Origin of the sequence: Salinisphaera sp. SPP-AMP-43 (genome assembly GCF_049568105.1) — a bacterium.
In the GTDB taxonomy this organism is placed as follows: Bacteria; Pseudomonadota; Gammaproteobacteria; order Nevskiales; family Salinisphaeraceae; genus Salinisphaera.
This window is the reverse complement of the sequence record NZ_CP145335.1, coordinates 3,523,417-3,543,500: the sequence shown is the minus strand read 5'-3', so window position 1 is coordinate 3,543,500 and position 20,084 is coordinate 3,523,417. Positions and strand designations below refer to the sequence as shown.

17 protein-coding genes and 1 tRNA gene are annotated in these 20,084 nt (G+C 64.7%); 11 read left to right on the top strand and 7 right to left on the bottom strand.

Translation table 11 applies throughout. From position 1 onward, the window contains the following. Positions 1-8: 8 nt before the first annotated feature. Positions 9-371 (bottom strand): gamma-glutamylcyclotransferase family protein, encoded by a 363-nt coding sequence (locus V5738_RS15285; protein WP_423821675.1) that lies wholly within the window; start codon positions 369-371, stop codon positions 9-11. Between the two features lie 39 nt (positions 372-410). Here V5738_RS15285 and V5738_RS15280 point away from each other — a divergent pair, with 39 nt between their 5' ends. From V5738_RS15280 to V5738_RS15270, 3 genes are read left to right on the top strand one after another with little or no spacing between them, the layout of a single operon-like run. Then, complete coding sequence (locus tag V5738_RS15280) at positions 411-1,091, top strand: NUDIX hydrolase (protein WP_423821674.1); 681 nt, start codon at positions 411-413, stop codon at positions 1,089-1,091. Next, positions 1,063-1,923, top strand: a complete 861-nt coding sequence (locus V5738_RS15275; protein ID WP_423821673.1) for an MBL fold metallo-hydrolase — start codon at positions 1,063-1,065, stop codon at positions 1,921-1,923. The genes V5738_RS15280 and V5738_RS15275 overlap by 29 nt, the downstream gene beginning before the upstream one ends. Positions 1,924-1,971: 48 nt before the next feature. Beyond that, on the top strand, positions 1,972-2,748 hold the full coding sequence (locus tag V5738_RS15270) for a PilZ domain-containing protein (RefSeq protein WP_423821672.1): 777 nt from the start codon (positions 1,972-1,974) through the stop codon (positions 2,746-2,748). A 47-nt stretch (positions 2,749-2,795) separates the two neighbouring features. Here V5738_RS15270 and V5738_RS15265 read toward each other — a convergent pair whose 3' ends face one another. The 6 genes from V5738_RS15265 to murB form a co-directional block, all read right to left on the bottom strand. Next, positions 2,796-4,415, bottom strand: coding sequence for a DHA2 family efflux MFS transporter permease subunit (locus tag V5738_RS15265; RefSeq protein ID WP_423821671.1), 1,620 nt, complete (start codon positions 4,413-4,415; stop codon positions 2,796-2,798). Next, a complete protein-coding gene (locus V5738_RS15260; protein WP_423821670.1) occupies positions 4,412-5,575 on the bottom strand; it encodes an HlyD family secretion protein in 1,164 nt (387 codons plus the stop codon). Before V5738_RS15260 ends, V5738_RS15265 begins: the two co-directional genes overlap by 4 nt. Beyond that, positions 5,572-7,014, bottom strand: a complete 1,443-nt coding sequence (locus V5738_RS15255; protein ID WP_423821669.1) for a TolC family protein — start codon at positions 7,012-7,014, stop codon at positions 5,572-5,574. Before V5738_RS15255 ends, V5738_RS15260 begins: the two co-directional genes overlap by 4 nt. Then, positions 7,011-7,448, bottom strand: coding sequence for a MarR family winged helix-turn-helix transcriptional regulator (locus V5738_RS15250; protein WP_423821668.1), 438 nt, complete (start codon positions 7,446-7,448; stop codon positions 7,011-7,013). Before V5738_RS15250 ends, V5738_RS15255 begins: the two co-directional genes overlap by 4 nt. A 91-nt stretch (positions 7,449-7,539) precedes the next feature. Then, positions 7,540-9,189 carry an isovaleryl-CoA dehydrogenase gene (locus V5738_RS15245; RefSeq protein ID WP_423821667.1) on the bottom strand — a complete coding sequence of 550 codons (1,650 nt, stop codon included), beginning with the start codon at positions 9,187-9,189 and terminating at the stop codon, positions 7,540-7,542. Positions 9,190-9,664: 475 nt separating this feature from the next. Continuing rightward, on the bottom strand, positions 9,665-10,654 hold the full coding sequence (murB, locus tag V5738_RS15240; RefSeq protein ID WP_423821666.1) for a UDP-N-acetylmuramate dehydrogenase: 990 nt from the start codon (positions 10,652-10,654) through the stop codon (positions 9,665-9,667). Positions 10,655-10,784: 130 nt separating this feature from the next. Here murB and V5738_RS15235 point away from each other — a divergent pair, with 130 nt between their 5' ends. The 8 genes from V5738_RS15235 (at position 10,785) to V5738_RS15200 (ending at position 19,930) form a co-directional block, all read left to right on the top strand. Beyond that, positions 10,785-11,444 carry an HAD family hydrolase gene (locus tag V5738_RS15235; RefSeq protein ID WP_423821665.1) on the top strand — a complete coding sequence of 220 codons (660 nt, stop codon included), beginning with the start codon at positions 10,785-10,787 and terminating at the stop codon, positions 11,442-11,444. Positions 11,445-11,526: 82 nt separating this feature from the next. Further along, the gene (locus V5738_RS15230) at positions 11,527-13,323 is read left to right on the top strand and encodes a M61 family metallopeptidase (protein ID WP_423821664.1); all 1,797 of its coding nucleotides are present in this window, start codon (positions 11,527-11,529) and stop codon (positions 13,321-13,323) included. After that, positions 13,304-15,169 (top strand): AMP-dependent synthetase/ligase, encoded by a 1,866-nt coding sequence (locus V5738_RS15225; protein ID WP_423821663.1) that lies wholly within the window; start codon positions 13,304-13,306, stop codon positions 15,167-15,169. The genes V5738_RS15230 and V5738_RS15225 overlap by 20 nt, the downstream gene beginning before the upstream one ends. Before the next feature lie 5 nt (positions 15,170-15,174). Continuing rightward, the gene (gene plsY / locus V5738_RS15220; RefSeq protein WP_423821662.1) at positions 15,175-15,795 is read left to right on the top strand and encodes a glycerol-3-phosphate 1-O-acyltransferase PlsY; all 621 of its coding nucleotides are present in this window, start codon (positions 15,175-15,177) and stop codon (positions 15,793-15,795) included. After that, entirely contained in the window at positions 15,792-16,784 is a 993-nt protein-coding gene (locus tag V5738_RS15215) for a biotin--[acetyl-CoA-carboxylase] ligase (protein ID WP_423821661.1), read from the top strand. Before plsY ends, V5738_RS15215 begins: the two co-directional genes overlap by 4 nt. A 118-nt stretch (positions 16,785-16,902) precedes the next feature. Beyond that, a tRNA-Thr gene (locus V5738_RS15210) sits at positions 16,903-16,978 on the top strand. A gap of 261 nt (positions 16,979-17,239) precedes the next feature. Beyond that, positions 17,240-18,853 carry an APC family permease gene (locus tag V5738_RS15205; RefSeq protein ID WP_423821660.1) on the top strand — a complete coding sequence of 538 codons (1,614 nt, stop codon included), beginning with the start codon at positions 17,240-17,242 and terminating at the stop codon, positions 18,851-18,853. Between the two features lie 135 nt (positions 18,854-18,988). Further along, positions 18,989-19,930, top strand: coding sequence for a transporter (locus V5738_RS15200; RefSeq protein ID WP_423821659.1), 942 nt, complete (start codon positions 18,989-18,991; stop codon positions 19,928-19,930). The last annotated feature ends 154 nt before the right edge of the window (positions 19,931-20,084 follow it).

Genomic DNA, 20,084 nt, shown 5'->3' with positions numbered 1-20,084 from the left:
ACGCGTACTCAGGCGCGGTTCTGTCGGTAGCGGGGCCAATCCCCGGATTCGATCACCGGCCAGTAGCGGTTACGTGTCGCAGCCCATAGATAGATCCAGGCCGTGCCGGCCGAGGTGGCGATTCGGCGGCGGGTATAGAACACTGGATAGCCTTCCAGGGTATCCAGATCAGCAAAGGTCGCCGCATCGACCGCGTAGAGATCGCCGGCGATCGATGTTCGCCCATAATCCAAGGCGGCCGGGTAGGCGCCGGTGTCGACCAAGGTGAATCGGGCTTCGGTGGTCGCCGCCCCGTGATGGCGGGCGTTCGCCAGCCACGCCGCATTGATTTCGCCGGTGCGCAGCGTGCCGTAGACGAATACGCGATGCATGAGAAATGATGATCGGATAATGCGCGTATCCTAGCCGATATGACGAGCCGGCCCTATCCGCAGTCCACCGTAGCCGTTCGCGACGCCGCGACCGTGGTCGTATTGCGCGATGACGGCGGCGCGCTCGAGGTCCTGCTGCTGCGTCGTCATCACGGCCATGTCTTTGGCGCCGAAGCCGATGTGTTTCCTGGCGGCGCGGTGGATGCCGCTGATATCGAGCTGACCCGCGCGGCTGGCCTGCCCGATGGGGCGGCGCGTATGGCCGGGCTGCGCGAATGCTTCGAGGAAGCCGGTCTGTTGTTCGCAGCGCCGGCGATCGATGCCGGGCTCAGTTCGGCCTGGCGTGCCGAGCTCAACGGTGGCCGTCGCGACTGGGCCGGCGTAATCGCCGCACTGGGTTTACGCTTGGATCTGTCGGCGCCGCTGGCTTTTGCAAGCTGGACGACACCGCCGGGGCGGCCCAGGCGCTATGCTACGCGTTTCTATGCCATGGCCGCGCCCGCGGGACAGACGGCGATTGCCGATGGCCGGGAAACAGTCGCCGCCGAATGGGTTCGGCCGAAAACCGCGCTCGCACAAGCCGATGCCGGCGAACGTTGGCTGATGACGCCAACTCGTGCCACGCTGGAACGACTGACGTATTATGGTGATACCGCCTCCGCGCTGGCTGGTCTCGCCTGGGGGAATAAACATGATGGCTTTCAAAGAGCGCATCGTTGAGCCGGTAACGATTACCGCCGGGCTGCGCTGTCTGACCGCGCCGAACCCATCGCCGATGACCGGGCCGGGCACCAATAGCTATATCGTGGGCCACGGTCCGTATGCGATCGTCGATCCAGGCGTCGACGACGAAAGCCATCTGGCGTCGTTGGTCGCTGCCTGCAATAACGATGTGGCGGCGATTTGTCTGACCCATCGGCATCCCGACCACGTCGGCGGCGCAGCGTTGCTGGCCGAGCGTACCGGCGCGCCGGTGTATGCCTGGCCCAAGAGCGAACTCGCACACCACGATCGCCCGATCTATGTCGACCGCGAACTGGTCGACGAGCAAACCCTGGATTTCGGCGGATTATCGTTGGTGGCCCGCCATACGCCGGGCCATGCCGCCGATCATGTGGCCTTCGAGCTGCCGGAGCACGGTATTCTGCTGGCTGGCGATGCATTGATGAGCGATGCGACGGTCGTGATTCTGCCGCCGGATGGCGATATGGGCGCCTATTTCAATACGCTGGAGCGCGTCGCTGCCCTTGATCTGCGCCGTATCGCGCCGGCCCATGGCCGCATGATCGACGATCCGGCGGCTACGATCGCGGATGTCAGGGCGCATCGTCGGCAGCGCGAAGCTCAGGTGGTGGCTGCCCTGTCGGTCGAGACCGCACAGACGCCGGAAACGATCGCAGATGTCCTTTATCCGCAGCTTTATGATCACCTCAAGACCTTGGCCGTGCTGCAGGTGCGGGCGCATCTGCTGCATCTAGCCGATCAGGGCCGGGCGGTTGATGCCGACGACGGTTGGCGGGCCGTCGTCGGCGAGGCAACTCTCTCAAGTTAAAACGAACGCGGCCGATAGGGTGCCATTGTGTATTCTGATCGAACCGCTATGTCCGCGCCCGACGAGAACCCGTACACGCTGATTACCGATGCGGCCGCGGTGGCGGCCACGCTGGCCGATCTTCGCGATCAGAGCGAGCCGGTCTTGTTGCGTGGGATTGCCGATGGACGCAGCCATCACGTGGTGTTGACCGAAACCGGAGGCGATCCGCCGCGCCTGGTTTGGCAACGCGCCGATGCCAGCCCGGCCATGCCGGTGTCGGCCGGCGATATGCTGCAACTCGAAGCCCGTCGCCGGGCCGGGCATCTTGTATCCTCGGCGATGCGCTGCGATCTGGTCCTACAGGATTCGGAAGCCGGCCGGCCGACGCTGCGAACCCGGCTGCCGCTGCGCCTGACCCTGCGTCATGCCCGCCAGGATTGGCGAGCGCGCCTGATCCCCGGGGAAATGGTCGTCCGCGCCAAACTCGCGCGCCCAGGCGCGCCGGCCGTACAAGGGCTTTTAGTGGATCTGTCGGTGGGCGGCTGTCGGCTGGCATTGAATGCGAACTCGACGCCACTGGAACTCGAAGAACCGATCAACCTGCGTCTGACGTTCCCCAACGGCGACGAATGGCTCTTTGGCGGGCGCATCCGCGACATCGCGGCCCATGCCGGTGCGGCAACCCAGGCCGGGCTGGTCTTTGCTGGGCTGACCGATGAGCAGGCCCGGCAGCTGTGGTATCTGACTTGCGAAATCGACCGCGAGGCCGAACGCCGTCAGCGGGTGCGCGGCGAACTGAGACGGCTGGCGCCGTCGCCGCTGTTCGACCGGGTCCACGCCTGAGCCACACGGCGCCGCCTGTTGGGCGGCGCCGCATGTTACCGGCCGGCTCAGTGGGCCGGCGGCGTGTCGCTGTCGTGCTCTTCCTTACCGGAGGACATGAGTAGCGATAGCGGCACCAGGCAGGCGATGATTACGCCGAGAATCCAGTAGTCGTCGAGATAGGACATCAGCTGGGCCTGCTCCGAGACCAGGTTGGCGATCGTAGCCTGTGCCTGGCGTCGGGCCTCGTCCATGGCGGCCCCCGCGGCCATGAAGTGCTGGGTCAGTTGCTGCAACAGCGCCTGGGTTTGATGGTCGTAGGGCGTGACCGTGTCCACCAGCATGTTCTGATGATAGTCGCCGCGTCGCGCCAGCCAGGTCGTGACCAGCGAGATACCGACGCTACCACCGATATTGCGGGTTAGATTGACCATCGCCGAGATCTGATCGGTCTTGTCGGCCGGCACGCCGACATAGGAGATGCTGGTGACCGGGATGAAGATGAACGCCAGGCCCAGCGTCTGCAGGCAGCGCGCGAATACCAGTTGGCCGAACGAGCTGTCCAGGTTGAAGCCGGTCATATGGAACATCGAGATCGAGACCATCGCCAGGCCGCTACCGACCATCCAGCGGGTATCGAGTTTGCCCGAGAGCATGCCCACGATCGGCATCATCACTACGATCACCAGCCCGCCCGGCGAAATTACCAGTCCGGCCAGGGTCGCGGTATAGCCGAGCACCTGCTGGACGAACTGGGGAATCAGCAGGGTCGAGCCGAACAGCACGAAGCCGAGCATGAACATCATCACGTTGGCGACCGCGAAATTCCGGTAGCGGAACAGCGATAGATCGATGATCGGATGGCGTTGGAAGGGCTCCCAGATCACCAAGGCGATCAGCGACAGCGCCGACATCACCGCCATGGTGGTAATGAAGCTCGACGAGAACCAGTCGTCATCCTGGCCCTTGTCGAGCATGATCTGCAGACAGCCCAGGCCGACGATCAGCAGCGCAAAGCCGATGTAGTCGATCCGGAAGCTGTCGGCCAGTTTGGCCTTGCGGGCTTTTTCGTAGGCCGTGGAGTCGTGTACCAGCAGCCAGGCCAGAATGGTGAGCACGATGCCGACGGGCACGTTGAGCAAAAAGATCCAGTGCCAGCTCACATTGTCGGTAATCCAGCCGCCGAGGGTCGGGCCGATCGCCGGCGCGAACACCACGGCTATGCCGTAGATCGAAAACGCCATACCGCGTTCGCGCGCTGGGAAAGAGTCGGCCAGCACCGCCTGCGAGACCGGCTGCAGGCCGCCGCCGGCCGCCCCCTGAATGATGCGGAACACCACCAGCCATTCCAGCGAGGGCGCCATGCCACAGGCCAGCGAGGCGATCGAAAAGCAGATGATCGAGCCGATGAAAAAGCGTTTGCGGCCGAACACCTGAGAGAACCAGCCCGAGATCGGCAGCACGATCGCATTGGCTACCAGATAGGCGGTCAGGACCCAGGTCGCTTCGTCCTGACTGGCCGATAGGGAACCGGCGATATGGGTTAGCGATACGTTGGCGATGGAGATGTCGAGCACCTCCATGAACGCTGCCAGGCCGACGACCGCGGCGATCAGCCAGCGGCCGGCGGGATATTCGGCCTGGTTCGCGATCGCCGCCGGCTGGGCGGGGGCCGCGTTATCGCTCATCGGGCGGCCGCGGTCTCGGTGGCCGGAATGTCTGAGCGATCCAGCATCTTGATATCGCCTGCGACATTGACGGTCGGCACCACCGACATGCCCGGCGAGACATTCAGCCCCTCGAGCTGGTCCGGCTTGGAGAAGATGATTTTAACCGGCACCCGCTGCACGATTTTGACGAAATTGCCGGTCGCGTTCTGCGGCGGCAGCAGCGAGAACGTCACCCCGGTGCCGGCCTGGATAGATTCTACCCGGCCGTCGAATTCACGCCCCGGGTAGGCATCGATTTCCATGTTAACCGGCTGTCCGGGGCGCACCCGGTCGAGCTGGGTCTCTTTGAAGTTCGCCACCACCCAGGGGTCGGTCTGCACCAATGCCATGGCCGACTGGCCGGCGCTGACCTGACTGCCGGGCACTACCGACTTCTGAGCAATCTTGCCGGCATGCGGCGCCCGGACTTCGGTATAGGACAGGTTCAGCCGAGCCTGCTCGACCTGGGCCTTGGCCTGGGCGATCCGAGCCTTGGCCGATGAGGCCTGGGACTTTTTGAGCTCGATACGATCCGGCGAAGCCTTGGCCTGGGCCAACTGCGCGCGGGCCTGGCGGACCTGGGCATCGGCCGACTTGGCCTGGGTATTCATCTGATCGAGCTGTTGGTTCGAGACCTCGTGTTTTTTGTACAGCGCCCGATAGCGCTCCGCGTCGGCCTCGGCCCGCTCGGCTTCGGCCTGGGCCGATTCCAAGGCCGCGCGGGCGTTGTCGATGTCCGCGGAACTGGTCTGTCGGGTCACCGATAGATCCTGCTGGCTGGCGGTATAGGAGGCCCGGGCGGCCTGTAGATTGGCCTCGGCCTCGGACAGCGCAGCCTTGAAATCAGCCGGATCGAGCGTGAACAGCACATCGCCCTTGGCCACGTGCTCGTTGTCGCGCACGAAGACCTGGGCGATGGTGCCGGTCACCCGTGGCGCGATTTGGGCGATATCGGCGCGAACATAGGCATCGTCGGTCGAGACCTGGTCGCGATGGAGAAACCACCAAGCGATCCAAGCCAGGCCCACGACTACCAGCAGGATGACGGCGATGAGCGCCACCCGGCGGGCTTTGTGATTGTTCTTGGGCGAGGTCGCAGAGGTCTCGGGAGTGTTGTGTATCTCGTCGCTCGAGCTCATGGGGTCATCGGTTGGGAAAGACTGAATTGCTGGGCTCGGCCGAGGGCGGCGGCCAGGTTGATGCGGGCACGAGTGTACTCGGCCAGGGCGTCGATGCGGCTATTGCGCGCATCGGCCAGGCTGGCCTGGGCATTGACCACTTCGACGTTGTCGCCAACGCCGTGGGCGAATCGGTCCTGGGCTCGCGAGAGTTCTTGCTTGGCCAGGGTCAGGTTGGCACGTGCGGAACGGACGCGCTCAGCCAGGGTCTGCAGGGTTCGACGCGAGGTCAGCACGTCCTGCTCGACCTGGTCGCGGGTATCGCGCAGGCGGATACGTTGTTGGCTGAGCCGGCTGGCGGCCGAGTCGATCTGGCCCGAGATCTGGCCGCCGGCAAAGATCGGCAGATTCAAACTCGCCCCGATCGCATAGGTCGGGCGGTCGTTGGTGCCGGGCGTGTTGCCGGAGGAGCCGTAATTGGCCTCGACCGATAGGGTCGGCAGGCGCTGGCCGCGGGCCGAGGCGAGATCGCGTTCGCCACGTGCGATGCGGGTGCGCGCGATGTTGATTTCCGGGCGCGCCCCGAGTGCGTTTTGCAAGGCCTGGCGGCGCGGGCCAAGCGGCAGCGGCCGGAACACCAAGTCGTCGGTCAGCTTCAGCTGACTGTCGAGCGGCAGACCCACCGTACGCGCAAGCTGGATCTCGGCCCGGGTCCGCTCGGTTTGGCGCTGGGCCAGTTCGGCCCGGTCGCGGGCCAGACGCGCCCGGGCGCGGGTGACATCCACGCCGGTGGCCACGCCGACCTGTTCCTGGTCACGGGCCAGCTTCAGTAGGGTTTTGGCCTGGTTCACGTTGGCCCGGGCGGCATCCACGGCCCGGCGCCGGGCCAGGGTCGTGACATAGTCCAGCTCGGCCTGGGTGGCCACCTGTTCGCGGGCAACGGCGAGTCGGTCGTCGGCGGCCTGTTCGCCGAGCTTGGCGCTTTGATAGTCCTGCCAGGCACTGTAATTGAATAGCGTCTGGCGCAGCCGGGCCCGGGCATCGAAGTTGTTGTAGGTGACCGTGGTCGGAAAATCCACGCCCAGTCCGGCCGCCGAATTGCCTTGGCCATTGTTTTGGCCGTTGCCGCTGGTCAGTGTATCGGAGCCGAAATCGAAGCCCTGCGCGGCTAGGTTGGTTTTCTGGCGCGTTTCGCTGACCTGGCCGGATAGGTGCGGCAGAAACGCCGACCGGGCCGTGACCCGCTGGCCGGCCGCTTCGTTTTTACGGGCCTGGGCGAGGAGCGTATCGACGTTGCTCGACAGGGCATGGTCGATTGCTGCGGTCAGCGATAGCGCGCGCGGTGTCGTCGGTGACGTTCCGGTGGGCGTTGACTGTGGCGGGTCCGCCGCTTGGGTCGGCGTTGCGCAGGCGGTGATCAGCGCAGCGGCGATCCCGATTCGTTGCAGGCAGTCCGTCATGCGTCCTCCGAAATGAGTCGGGTCAGCAGATCGCGCAGTTGATCCTGTTCGGCCTCGGACAACGGGGCGAGCATTTCGTTTTTGGCGTCGGCCACGGCCGGCTGGATTTCGGCCAGGGCCTGTTGGCCGGTCGGGGTCAGACCGACCACATGGGCACGGCGATCGGCCGGGTCGCGATTGCGTGCTGCCCAGCCGCGTTTTTCTAGCGCGTCGACGAGATAGGTCACTGTCGTACGGTCCAGGTTCAGCGCCTCCGCGATCTGGCTCTGCCAGAGCCGTTCGTGGGCCTCCAGCAGCAGCATCACGGCATACTCGCGGCCGGAGATCTCGAACGCTGCGGTATACCGGTCGAAAACATCCACCTGACGGTGGTGGGCACGGGCCAATAGATAGGGCAGACGGGCACGAATGGATTCGGGCAGAGAGATCGACACGCCGCAGGCTTGCTAATAGGAAAGCTCGATATTGTTGTCGATCGATATTCAGTAGTCAAGATTATCTAGGTCGGCGCGCTTTGTCGGGCGCTCAATTGATGCCTGCGCGTTCGACCAGTTCGTTGGCCGCAGCCCCCAGGCCGGCCGTGCCGTAGCTGTATGCCCTGCGTGGGCCGAGCCGGGCGTCGCAAAAGGCTTCGCCTACCCAGGGGGTCTCGGAAGTCAGAAGAATCGCGGCCTGCAGAGCGCGGGCGATCCGTTCGGCAAGCTGCCGAGCGGTTGCCGGGTTCGATGCCAGCTCGGGCAGCTCGGCCTCGAGGGTTTGACAGTGGCGGTCGAAAGCCGGGTGGCGCCCAGCCGCGGCGGCGAGTTCGGTCTGCATGGCCGACCAGGCGTCGGGGTTGCGCTCTAGTGCGCGCAGCATATCCAGGCACTGAACGCTGCCCGAGCCTTCCCAGATCGAGTTCAGCGGTGCTTGGCGGTACAGCCGGGCCAGAATCGATTCCTCGACGTAGCCGGCCCCGCCCAGACACTCCTGGGCTTCGTTGATCATGGCAGGAGCGGTCTTGCAGATCAGGTACTTGCCAACTGGCGTTGCGAGCCGGGCCAGCTGGGTTTCATGCGCGTCGGCGGCTTCAAAGGCTCGTGCCAGGCGCATCGCCAAGGCAATGGCAGCCTCGGACTCCAGGGCCAGGTCGGCCAGGACTTCCTGCATTAGCGGTGCATCGATCAGCCGCTGGCCGAAAGCTTCGCGGTGGCGCGCGTGGTGGATGGCCTGGGTGCTGGCCTGGCGCATCAGCGCGGCCGAGCCGAGCATGCAGTCGAGCCGGGTCTGGGCCACCATTTCGATGATAGTCGCCACGCCGCGCCCCGGTTCACCGATGCGCCAAGCTTCGGCATCACGAAACTCGACCTCGGAAGAGGCATTCGAGTGATCGCCGAGTTTGTCTTTGAGGCGCTGAATTTCGATGGCGTTACGCTGGCCGTCGGCGGTCCAACGCGGCAGCACGAAGCAGGACAGCCCGTCTTCGTCCTGGGCCAGCACCAGAAACAGATCGCACATCGGCGCCGAGAAAAACCATTTATGACCACGCAGATGGAACCGGCCGCCGCCGGCCGGGGTGGCGACGGTGGTATTGCTGCGCACATCGGAGCCGCCTTGTTTTTCAGTCATGCCCATGCCGACAGTCAGTCCGGTTTTGTCGGCCGCCGGCAGGGCGCGTGGATCGTAGGCTGTGGCCAGCACGCCAGCCAGCCAACGCGCGCCGATCGGCCGGTGCCGCGCAAGCACCGGGATCGCGGCATGGGTCATGGTGATCGGGCAGGCGGTGCCGGCTTCGAACTGGCCGTGTAGATAATACAGCGCGCTGCGCACCACCTGGGCGCCGGGGCGTTCGGCGGTCCAGCTCAGCGCATGTAGGCCATGTTCCTTGGCCAGCTGCATGGCGCGATGATAGGTCGGATGGAATTCGACCTCGTCGATGCGCGCGCCGTAGCGATCGAAGGCACGTAGTTTCGGCGGGTTCTCGTTGGCCGTAAAGCCGATCGCCAGCAGTTCGCTGCCCGCGATCGCGCCGTAGGCCGAGGCTGCGGCCCAGCCCCAGTCGCCGCCTTCGCGCAGCAGCGCGGCCTTGAGGGCGCGATCGGTTTCGAAGGCGTTGTAGTCGACCAGCGCCGGTGGCTGGTTGGTGACCGAATGGGTGGCCAGCTCGTAACGTGGGCGATAGGGATGGCGATGCACGAACGATTCCGGCGGGCAGGCTCATGTCCGCGGTGTAGCACGATCGTCGGCGCACGGGAACTATCCGAAAGGATCAGTTTTCGGCTCGAGTGCATACGTGCAGCGGGCGTTGCGCCCATCGAGCAGGGCCAGGCGCGAGCCGCCCATGACGGCGTGCCGCGTTCGCGATGCGCCATGTGGCGTTGCGGCAAACCGCAGTCGAGCGTGGGGCGGTTGATGTGCCGTGTAGGCGCTGCCTTGGCGTTCGCCGATCGCGTTCGGTAAGGCATGGAGCGCGAGATCGTGAGGCCTCACCGCGCAGACACGCTACGCCGCAGTCTGGTGCCATTGAAGGAACAGGCGCGCAACGGGCCACAATACGCTGGCCTGCATTGTGGCTGGTTTGGGTTATGCAATGACGCAGCGGCGCGTTGGGTTGCTCCTCGTTAGTTGTAAGAAACGCTTGGCTTGGAGGCGCCCGTGGCGTCCGCCGGCGCTAGGCAAAGGCCGGCTGCTGGATACGCGCGACCGGCCCGAAATCACCGACGAAGGATATTTCCGGGGTCAGCCAGTAGCCGGTGGCGGCTTCCACCGCTTTTTGTGCGTACATGATCAACGCACAGACATCGGCGGCCCGTGCCGCGCCGCGATTGATGATGATATTGGCGTGCCGCGGTGAGATCTGGGCGTCGTTACAGACCATGCCCTTGAGGCCGGCCTCGTCGATCAGTCGACCGGCACCGATGCCGTCGATCTTGCGGAAAATCGAGCCGGCCGAGGGTTCGGTATCCAGCGGCGGATGGCGCTCGGCGCGCCAGCGCAGGTTTTCGTCCATGATCCGCGCCAGGGCTTCGCCGTGGCCGGATTCGAGCTCGAAAGTGGCGGACAGCACGACATCATCGCGTTGGTGTAATACCGACTGGTCGTAGCCGAATTCGAAATAATCGACATCCACGGTACGGCGCTGATTGTCGGCGGTCAGGATATCGGCCGATTCCAGTACCTCGCCGATGAACATGGTGCGTTCCCGGCTCGGTGCGGGCGACAGGAAATGCAAGTTCTGCCAGAGCGCGCCGCCTACGGTCGAGGGAATGCCGACATAGTGCTCCAGGCCGGACAGGTTGTGGCCGACCGCGGCGTCGATCACGTCCGGATAGATCAGCGCGCCACTGGCGGCATGCACGCGGGTGCCGGCTACCGTAATGCCGCGGGCTTGGTTGGCGATCACCAGGCCGGCGAAGCCGCGGTCGCCGATCAGAATGTTGGCGCCGGCACCGAGCAGGAAATAATCGATATCGAGTTCGCGCGCTACGCGTACCGCGGTGGCTAGGGCCTCCGGGGTGGTGGCCTCGAAATACAGCCTTGCTGGGCCGCCGATGCCAAAACTGGTCTTGTCGGCCAGCGGGACGTCGCGGCGCAGGCCGGCGCCAAGCCGGGCGGCCAGGGCCCGATGCTGAGCAGGGCTGGGTTGACGGGGGCTGCGCATGGCGGGCGCTCGGCGGTAGACAATGCGCCGATAGTCGGGATGAAACCAGCGCTTTGCAAGATGCTATAGGCCTCGCCCGGGGCCGATAGGCTAAGCTGGGTGACCAAGTTTCGCCGGACTGAGCGCCGCCTTGTCTTTTTCGCCCCGCATCGCCGTGTTCGATCTCGATGTCACGCTCACGGAATACGACACATTCCTGCCGTTTATCATCGGCTATCTGCGCTATCACCGAAAACGCCGCAGCCTGTGGCTTTGGCGGCTGCCCCTGAGTCTGCTCAAGTTCTGGCGCTGGGGGGATCGTACTTGGCTCAAGACCACCATGCTGCGCGCCTTTCTGGGCGGCGAGCCGCGGGACCGGGTCGCTGAGTGGACCGAGCGTTTCGTCGATGATCTGTTAGTCGAAGCGATGCGCGAACAGGGGCTAGCCCAGCTCCGTGAATATCAGCGCCAAGGCGTGCGCGTGATCCTGGCCTCGGCGAGTTTCGATGTCTATGTCCAGCGCATCGCCGAGAAGCTCGAGATTCACGAGGTACTGGCGACCCGGGTGGCCTGGAACAGCCGCGGCCGGCTGGTGGGTATGGATGGCGAGAACTGTCGCGACGAAGAAAAACTGCGGCGCGTGAAAGCGCTCGACGGGATACCGGAAAGCGGCGAGGATGTGGCGGCTTATTCCGATTCACATGCCGATCTGCCGCTGTTGTCCTGGGCTGAACACGGGGTGGCGGTATGCCCGTCCAAGCGGCTTTTTCATCAGGTCGGAGGGCTCGGTCTGGACGTTGTGCGCTGGTAGCCGGCGTGGGCAGGGCCAAGCCGAGCCCGTACACTAACCGATGATTCGAACAGGGACCGGACCGCATGCACCCGAACAAGGCATGAGTACTCTCGACTACACCGTGATACCGGTCGACCCGGCAGCGCATCGGTTCGTCGTCGACCTGGAGATGGCCGCCAGCGCCGAGCAGCCGCAGCGGCTGCATTTGCCGACCTGGATTCCAGGCAGCTATGTGGTCCGCGATTTTGCGCGTCATCTGCTCTCGATTGACGCCTTCGGCGAAAACGGCGCGGCGCTGACGGTGACCGCGGTCGATCGCAGCAGCTGGGAGGTGCAGGCGAACGGCGAGCGGTTGCGCGTGCGCTGTGAGTTCTATGCCCACGATCCGTCGGTCCGGGCTGCGTTCGTCGACGACATGCGCGGTTTTTTCAATTTCACCTCCCTGGCGCTGCGCCCGGCTGGCGCCGAACAGTGGCCGGTCCGGGTACGCCTGCTCAGGCCCGAAGGCCATGACTGGTCCACGGTGACGACCCTCGATGCCGCCGAAATCGATGAGCGCGGCTTTGGCGACTATCAGGCGTCGAGCTACTGGGATCTGGTGGATCACCCGGTGGCGATGGGCGCGGCGATCGAATCGGTGGCCTTCGAAGTGCGCGGGGTGGCGCATGCGTTCGTGCTGCTGGGTAGCCACGATGCCGATACCCGCCAGTTGGCCATCGATCTGGCAGCGGTTTGCGAAGCCCAGACGACCGTTTTCGATGCTTTGCCGGCCCGGCGCTATCTGTTTCTGGCCCAGGTCACTGATAGCGGCTTCGGCGGCCTGGAGCATCGCGAGTCCAGCGTGCTGGATGTCGGGCGTAACGCTTTGCCGAGTGCGGCGCGGGTGGCCGCGACCGGCAAGCGCGATCCGGCCTATGAAACCCTGCTCGGGCTATGCAGCCACGAATACTTCCATCTCTGGAACGTCAAGCGGATCCGGCCGCAGGCGGTGGCCGAGTCCGATCTATCCCAAGAAGCCTATTTTCGCGATCTATGGGCGTATGAGGGGGTCACCTCTTATTACGACGATCTCGGGCTGGTACGGGCCGGGGTGATCAACGAACAGGCCTACCTCGATCGACTGGCCAAGCTGGCCACCCGGATCGAGCGCACCCCCGGGCGTCATCGCCAGAGCCTGGCCGAATCGTCCTTCGACGCTTGGCTGAAGTTCTATAAGCCAGACGAGAACACGCCCAATGCGGTGGTCAGCTACTACGGCAAGGGCGCCCAGCTGGCGTTGGGACTGGATTTGAAGCTGCGTCTGGAAACCGAAGGCCGGGTGTCACTGGATACGGTCATGCGCGCGGCTTGGCAGCGCTACGGCGCCGAGAATATCCCGGTGCCGGAAAACGGCCTCGCCGATCTGGCCAGTGAATTATCGGGGCTGGATCTGGCCGAGTTTTTCGCCTTTCATCTCGCCACCACAGCCGATGCGCCTTGGGCGGATTATCTCGGCGATTTCGGGATTCGCGCCCTGGCCGAGCCGGCGACCGATGATGAATCGATCATTCGTGGGCGCATGGGGCTGCTGCTGGCCAGCGATCCGGCCCGGCCGGCGTTGATCCAGCATGTGCTCGACGACGGTCCGGCCCAGCGCGCCGGGGTGTCGCCCGGCGATCGCATGATCGCCTTCGACGGTATTGCGGTCGGCCACGAGCTGGCGCGTCAGCTGGCGCGCTATCCGGCCGGCGCGGCCCTGCGGGTGCATCTGTTCCGGGGCGATCGGCTGTTGGTGCGCGAAATCACGCTGGCCGGGGATGCCGCGCCGGAATGGCATTTGAGCGTCGACGAAACAGCCGATGCGGCGGCCCATGCTCGCCGCGCGGCCTGGTTGTATCGTGAGCCCCTCGATCACTGAAGCGCGCCCTGCGCATTGGATCGCGCGTGAATCAGCGAGCACGCTGTGCGAGTTGTTCGAGGCGCGGGTCGCGGCCTCGCCGGAGGCAGTGGCGTATCGGTTCTATTCGCCGCGCCAGCATGTCTGGCGCGAGCTGACCTGGGGGCAGGCGAGCGCGCGGGTCGCGGCTTGGCGGCGAGTGCTGCATGGCTGCGGCGTACACCGCGGCGACCGGGTCGCGATCATGCTGCGCAACTCGCCGGAGTGGTTGTGTGTCGACCAGGCGGCGATGAGCCTTGGGGCTGTCACGGTCGGGCTGTTTTGTGCCGATACGCCAGCCAGCAATGCCCACTTGCTCGGCGATAGCGGCGCACGCGTGCTGATTGCCGTCAAGGCGCGCTGGGTGGCTCGGATTCTGGCGGTCGATGCCTGCGAATCGCTGGCGAGCGCGCTGGTGTTCACCGGCGATCGCGATGCCGATGCGCGTATACATAGCGCCGACGATGCGTTGGCCGGTGCCGATAGCCAGCCCGAGCCGCCGGATCAGCCGCCGGCGGCCGATGAGTTGGCCAGCCTGATCTATACCTCGGGCTCCCAGGGACGGGCCAAGGGCGCGATGCTCAGCCATGCCAATCTGCTGTTCAACGCCCAGGCCGTAGCGGATGCGCTGCCAGCCGTCGAGGCGGAATGCGCGCTGTCCTATGTGCCGCTGGCACACAGCTACGAGCGGGTGGTCGATGCCTATCGGGCGATGATCACCGGCGCCCGGATCGTGTTCTGTCGGCATCCGCGTTTTCTAGGGCTGACGCTCGCGCGCGAGCCGGTGACCACGCTGGTTGGCGTGCCGCGGGTTTACGAGCGCTTCTATGTCGAGCTGTCGCGCTGGATGGCACGCCGGCCGAAAATCGTACGCCGGCTGATCGTGGCCACGATCAATATTGGGGCTTCGGTCTATGAACGCGAGCAGGGCCGGGAACGATTTCATGCCAGCCATCTGGCTTGGCCGGCGCTGCGCTATCTGGTTGCCCGCCGTTGCCTACGCCTGTTCGGGGCCCAGATGCAGGTGGCAGTCTCGGGCGCAGCCGCCCTGCCGTATCCGGTGGCGCGCACGCTGGCGGGGCTTGGGCTGCCGATCCTACAGGGCTACGGGCTAACCGAGGCCGGGCCGGTGGTCAGCGTCAATCGCGTCCATGACAACGAACTCGACAGCGTCGGCCTGGTGATCGGCGGTGTGGCCACCAAGATCGGCCCCGACAACGAATTGCTGGTGCGCTCGCCGGGCGTGATGCGCGGGTACTGGAACGACGCAGAGTCGACCGCTCGGGTGCTGTCGGCCGGCGGCTGGCTGCATACCGGCGACAAGGTCAGTCGTCTAGACAAAAAACGGCTGTATCTGACCGGTCGGATGAAAGAGATCATCGTCATGACTTCCGGCGAGAAAGCCTCGCCCGAACCGATCGAGCATGCCCTGCGGCTGGATCCGTTGGTCACGCGCGCGATCGTGGTCGGTGAGGCGCGGCCGGTGCTGTCGGCAGTGGTGAGCTGTCCGGCGCATCGGCTGACGCCGATCATGCGCCGGCTGGGTCTCGATCCCGGGCTGGCCGAAAGTCTCCGCAGCCCACGGCTCGAGAATTATTTCATCGAGCGGCTGGCCAAGTTGACCAACAGCTTCCCGGCGCATGCCCAGATTCGGCGGGTGGCGGTGACTACTGATCGCTGGACGCAGGACAACGGCCTGGTCGGGCCGACCGACAAAATCCGTCGGCGCCGGGTCGCACGCTGCTATGCTCGGGATATCGATCGACTCTACGGCCGGCGTGCCGCCGCAGAAAAGACTGACGTGTCCCAGAATACGAATTTGGGGTAGTGCTTATGCCTGTAATCGCCGCTATCGTCGCCGTCGTGGCGGCCTATTTGATTGGTTCGGTCTCCGGCAGCCTGCTGCTGGCGCCGATGTTCGGCCAGGAGGACGTACGCGCCAGCGGCAGCGGCAACGCCGGGGCGACCAACGCCTTGCGTGCCGGCGGACGCGGCTATGGCTTGGCAGTGTTGGTATTCGATATCGTCAAGGGCGCGTTCGCCGCGGGGTTCGTACCGATTCTGCTGCATGCCTACGGCCCCTGGCCGTTCGTTTGTGGCATTGCTGCCATCCTTGGCCATATCTATCCAGTGTTCTACAGCTTCCGCGGCGGCAAGGGCGCGGCCACCTGCATCGGCGTGCTGGCGGTTCTGCTGCCCGGCTCGCTGCTGTTTGGGGCGGCGGTCTGGATCGCGGTACTGGTGGCCTCTGGCTATGTCGGTCTGGCGACCATGCTGGGCATGGTTGGGGTGGCGATCGCCAGCTTCTTCGTGCCTGGGGTGCCGACAGCCGGTCACCTGTTCGTCGTGGTAGCCAGCGTGCTGATCGTCTATACCCATCGCGGCAACATCACGCGGATGCGGGCCGGCGAAGAAAACCGTTTCGAACGGGCGCGCCTGTGGCGCCGCCGATGAGCCAGGAGTGGGTCGACGAGATCGAGTCGGCCGAGCCGGTGATTGCAGCGCTGGCCGATGGCGGCTGGATGTCCGGGCCGCGACTGGCTGTTCAACTTGGCGTGAGCCGGTCGGCGGTCTCGGCGCGGGTTGCGCGTTTGCGTGCCGCCGGCATCGATATCTACGCGGTCTCTGGCAAAGGGTATCGGCTCGCCGGGCCGGTCGATCTGCTGGAGGCCAGGGCGATCCGAGGCGAGTTGTCGCCTGCGCATAGCGCGCGTCTGGATCAGCTGATCCTGCGCCAGACGGTGGATTCGACCAATAGCGTGCTGGCCGGTTATCGCGACGGTGCGATCCGGGCCTGTCTGGCCGAGCGTCAAACGGCCGGTCGTGGCCGCGCCGGGCGAGCTTGGGTGTCGCCGTTCGCGGCCAATCTGTATCTATCGGTCGCTTACGAACTGGCCGTGCCGAAGGCGCCGGTGGCGACCGTAAGTCTTGCCGTGGGCGTGGCGATGGCTGAGGCGCTGGACGCGCTTGGCGTGCCGGATGTCGGGGTGAAATGGCCGAACGATCTTTGGATCGGCCAGGATAAGGTTGGCGGAATTCTGACCGAGGCCCGGGCCGAAGCCGGCGGCGGCGCACGGCTGATCGTCGGGCTCGGGCTGAACGTCGCGATGCCGCGCTCGGCAGACGGTATCGACCAGCCCTGGACGCATCTGGTCGATCATCTGCCGCAGCCGTGTTCGCGCAGCGTGCTCGCCGGGCGCTGTCTGGATGCCGTACTGGAGGCGTTGACGCGTTTCGAGCACGCCGGCTTCGAGCCGTTCCTGGCCCGCTGGACGGCCTTCGACCGGGTCGCCGGCCAGGCGGTTGATCTGGTCGACGGCGCGCATCGTCGCTCTGGGGTCGCGCGTGGGATCGGCAGCGACGGCAGTCTGCGTATCGAGATCGATGGTCGCGAACAGGCTGTCTATGCCGGTGACATCAGTGTGCGGCTCGCGCCGTCCTGAGCCACGCCGGCCGGGTTGGGCTCGGGATATCGAAAGCGCGCCCCAGGCAAAAACGCTGTTCGTGCACCGCAATGGGTAGCCAGAACCGAGGCGAGCCGTCAGAATGGGCAGCCTGAGAGCCGGCGTAGCTCAGCTGGTAGAGCAGCTGTCTTGTAAACAGCAGGTCATCGGTTCGACTCCGGTCGCCGGCTCCATTGCCTTCCCTCGTGCACTGCGTTTTTTTAGTGCATTATCCATGCAGTGACGCGATTCTGCGGCCGCTATCGGTTGCCGGGTCGGCGTTTCGACGGTATCGCCGTGCCCCGAATCGAGGGGCGGCCTGCTCGGGCCCTGGGCATGTGTTGGCGCGATTTTCGCACGTGCAATGTCATTGCCGATCCGATGCGGCCCTGGTCGTAGCCCTGGATCGTGTACGGCTTTCAAACCAACATATTCAATGACAGGGGGAACACGCGATGGCCTCGATTCAATCGGGTGGTCAGCTCAAGCGCCATGCCGGTCCGATCGGTCTGCTGTTTGCCAGTACGACCAGTATGATCGGTTCCGGCTGGCTGTTTGGCGCCTTATATGCCGCCAAACTGGCTGGTCCTTGGAGCATCTTGAGCTGGGTGGTCGGCGCCGTGATCATCATGCTGCTGGCGCTATGTTTCGCCGAGCTGGCAACGGTCTTTCCCCGCAGTGGGGCGCTGGTGCATATGAGCCATGCCAGCCATGGCGCCGGTCTTGGCCGGATCTGGAGTTGGCTGTTGTTTTTGGCCTATGTGCCGATCCCGCCGGTCGAGGCCGAGGCGATTCTGCAGTATGCCAACAACTACCTGCCTTATTTCATCCAGCCGGATAGCGGCGGGCTGCTCACCGGCACTGGTTTCGCCGCGGCCGTAGTGCTGATCGGCATCATGGCAGCGATTAACCTGCTGACCATCCGCTGGTTATTGACGCTGAACTCCACCATTACCTGGTGGAAGATTTTCGTGCCGATCGCGACCATCGTGGGGCTGATGATCGTGTCCTTCCACGGTTCGAACCTGAGTGCGGCCCCAGGCAGCTACGATATGTCGGGTATCTTCATCGCGCTGCCGGCGGCGGGCGTGGTGTTTTCCTTTCTCGGTTTTCGTACCGCGATCGACCTGGCCGGCGAAAGCGCCGATCCGAACCGCTATATGCCGTTCGCGGTCATTGGCTCGGTGGTCGTTGCCGCGGTCGTGTATGTCGGCCTGCAGGTCGCCTTCCTGCTGGCACTGCAGCCGGAACAGATCGGCGGTGACTGGTCGAGCCTGAGTTTCTCCGGCGACTTCGGTCCGTTCGCGGGGCTGGCGGCCGGCCTGGGTATGACCTGGCTGGCCGTGTTCCTGTATATCGATGCCTATGTCTCGCCGGGCGGCACCGGTTTGATGTTCACGACCGGCGGTTCCCGTATCACGATGGCCAATGGCGAGGTCGGCGCCGGGCCGTCGGTGTTGGCCAAGCTAACGCCCTGGGGCGTGCCGTGGGTGTCGATCGTGTTGATGTGGGTGGTGGGCTGTCTGTTCCTGCTGCCGTTCCCGGCCTGGCAGCAGATGGTTAAATACATCACCTCGATCACGGTGCTGACCTATGGCCTTGGGCCGGTGGTATTGCTGTGTCTGCGTCGCAATGCGCCGGATATCGAACGGCCGTTCTGGCTCAAAGGCGGGTATGTGATCGCGCCGATTGCCTTCATCGCCAGTAACTGGATCGTGTACTGGGCCGGCTTCAACGCGAACAACTTTTTGTTCGGTCTGATTCTGATCGGTTTCGTGGTGTATGCGGCGATCTATCACGCCACCGGTCGCTCGGCCGCACAGTTCGGCTGGCGGCATATCTCTTGGTTGGCGCCCTGGTTCGGCGGCATGTGGATACTGTCGGCTCTGGGCGGCCTCGACGGCGGCTATGACGTGCTGTCGTTTGGCACCGAGCTGGTGCTGATCGCAATCTGGAGTATAGCGGTGCTCTGGATGGCTATGGCCACAGCGCTGCCACCGCGGCAGACAGTCGAGGTTATCGAAGATATCCTGGGCCACGAAGGCCAACAAGCTAAACCCTCGCTTTAGGATAGGGTGCTGGGCCGGTCATACATGGCCGGCCCAGCGACGGCCGTCTTCCCCGGTTGCGAGGGTCCCCCTGCAACCTAGGAGTTCGCCGCCGTGAAGCATTGTTCGCTCGCTTTGGCTGCCGCAACGGCAGTCATGTCCGTCGCCGTCGCCCACGCAGACAGTCGAGGCCGCCAAGCGCTCGATGATGCGCTGTTCACCGGCCCGTTGAATGCGCCGAATGCGACGTCGCTGCCGGCCGGGCACTGGAACATCGAGCCGTACGTGCTCGATTCGATCCAATACGCAACATTCGACGACAACTGGGATCGACACAACACCGCCGACAGTCATGCGTATCGGTCGGTTACGTTGTTGGAATACGGTTTTACCGATCGGCTGACAATCGCACTGCTGCCGCAGTTCGGCTACAACGTGGCCGATCGGGGCCCGGATAGCCACGGCGTGCAGCTGGGCGATACCACGTTGCGATTCCAGTATATGCTGCATGCCTTCGAGCAAGGCAGTTGGCTGCCGACGACGGCCTTGGCGTATTCCCAGACGTTTCCGACCGGCCAGTACGATGGCCTCGAAGGGCATGCCGCCGACGGTCTGGGCAGCGGTGTGTTGCAGAGCACATTCGGCCTGTTCACCCAGGATTATTTCTGGATGCCGAACGGCCGTATCCTGCGGGCGCGCCTGAATCTGACCTATGCCATGGCCGACGCAGACGCTTCGGTCGACGGGGTGAGCGTGTATGGCACGGGGCCAGGTTTCAACGGCACGGTCGATACCGGCGATACAGCGAGTGTTGACTTGGCCTTTGAGTACAGCCTCACGCGGCATTGGGCGCCGGCCGTGGATATCGTCTACAGCCATACCGATGGGGCATCGATCCGTGGCACCCAGGCCAGTAATGGCCTGGTGACTGCGGTGCATTCGCGGTCGGGCTCGAGCGAGGCAATCGATATTGCGCCGGCGATCGAATACAACTGGAATCGGCACTACGGGGTGATCATGGGCGCCGATGTGGTGGTGGCCGGGCGTAATACCGCGGCGACGGTTACACCCCAGGCCGCGCTGAATATCTACTACTGAAAACGTCTGCCCATTGGCCAGCGGTAAATCGGCAGTCGTCGCTGGTGCGTGCACGCCTGGCGGGCTATCGAGTTGGCGCAATGCTACGGGTTCGGAAGATGAGGCGGCGCTGTGCCAAGGCGCTTTGCGGTTCCGGGCGGTGGCGCCTAGGCTT

Bases quoted from the DNA above. Each gene is read 5' to 3' on its own strand.
- V5738_RS15270 (WP_423821672.1), top strand. From the start codon at position 1,972: ATGTCCGCGCCCGACGAGAACCCGTACACGCTGATTACCGATGCGGCC.
- V5738_RS15215 (WP_423821661.1), top strand. From the start codon at position 15,792: ATGAGCCAGGAGTGGGTCGACGAGATCGAGTCGGCCGAGCCGGTGATT.
- V5738_RS15285 (WP_423821675.1), bottom strand. From the start codon at position 371: ATGCATCGCGTATTCGTCTACGGCACGCTGCGCACCGGCGAAATCAAT.
- plsY (WP_423821662.1), top strand. From the start codon at position 15,175: ATGCCTGTAATCGCCGCTATCGTCGCCGTCGTGGCGGCCTATTTGATT.
- murB (WP_423821666.1), bottom strand. From the start codon at position 10,654: ATGCGCAGCCCCCGTCAACCCAGCCCTGCTCAGCATCGGGCCCTGGCC.
- V5738_RS15205 (WP_423821660.1), top strand. From the start codon at position 17,240: ATGGCCTCGATTCAATCGGGTGGTCAGCTCAAGCGCCATGCCGGTCCG.
- V5738_RS15255 (WP_423821669.1), bottom strand. From the start codon at position 7,014: ATGACGGACTGCCTGCAACGAATCGGGATCGCCGCTGCGCTGATCACC.
- V5738_RS15230 (WP_423821664.1), top strand. From the start codon at position 11,527: ATGAGTACTCTCGACTACACCGTGATACCGGTCGACCCGGCAGCGCAT.
- V5738_RS15265 (WP_423821671.1), bottom strand. From the start codon at position 4,415: ATGAGCGATAACGCGGCCCCCGCCCAGCCGGCGGCGATCGCGAACCAG.
- V5738_RS15275 (WP_423821673.1), top strand. From the start codon at position 1,063: ATGATGGCTTTCAAAGAGCGCATCGTTGAGCCGGTAACGATTACCGCC.
- V5738_RS15200 (WP_423821659.1), top strand. From the start codon at position 18,989: ATGTCCGTCGCCGTCGCCCACGCAGACAGTCGAGGCCGCCAAGCGCTC.
- V5738_RS15280 (WP_423821674.1), top strand. From the start codon at position 411: ATGACGAGCCGGCCCTATCCGCAGTCCACCGTAGCCGTTCGCGACGCC.
- V5738_RS15260 (WP_423821670.1), bottom strand. From the start codon at position 5,575: ATGAGCTCGAGCGACGAGATACACAACACTCCCGAGACCTCTGCGACC.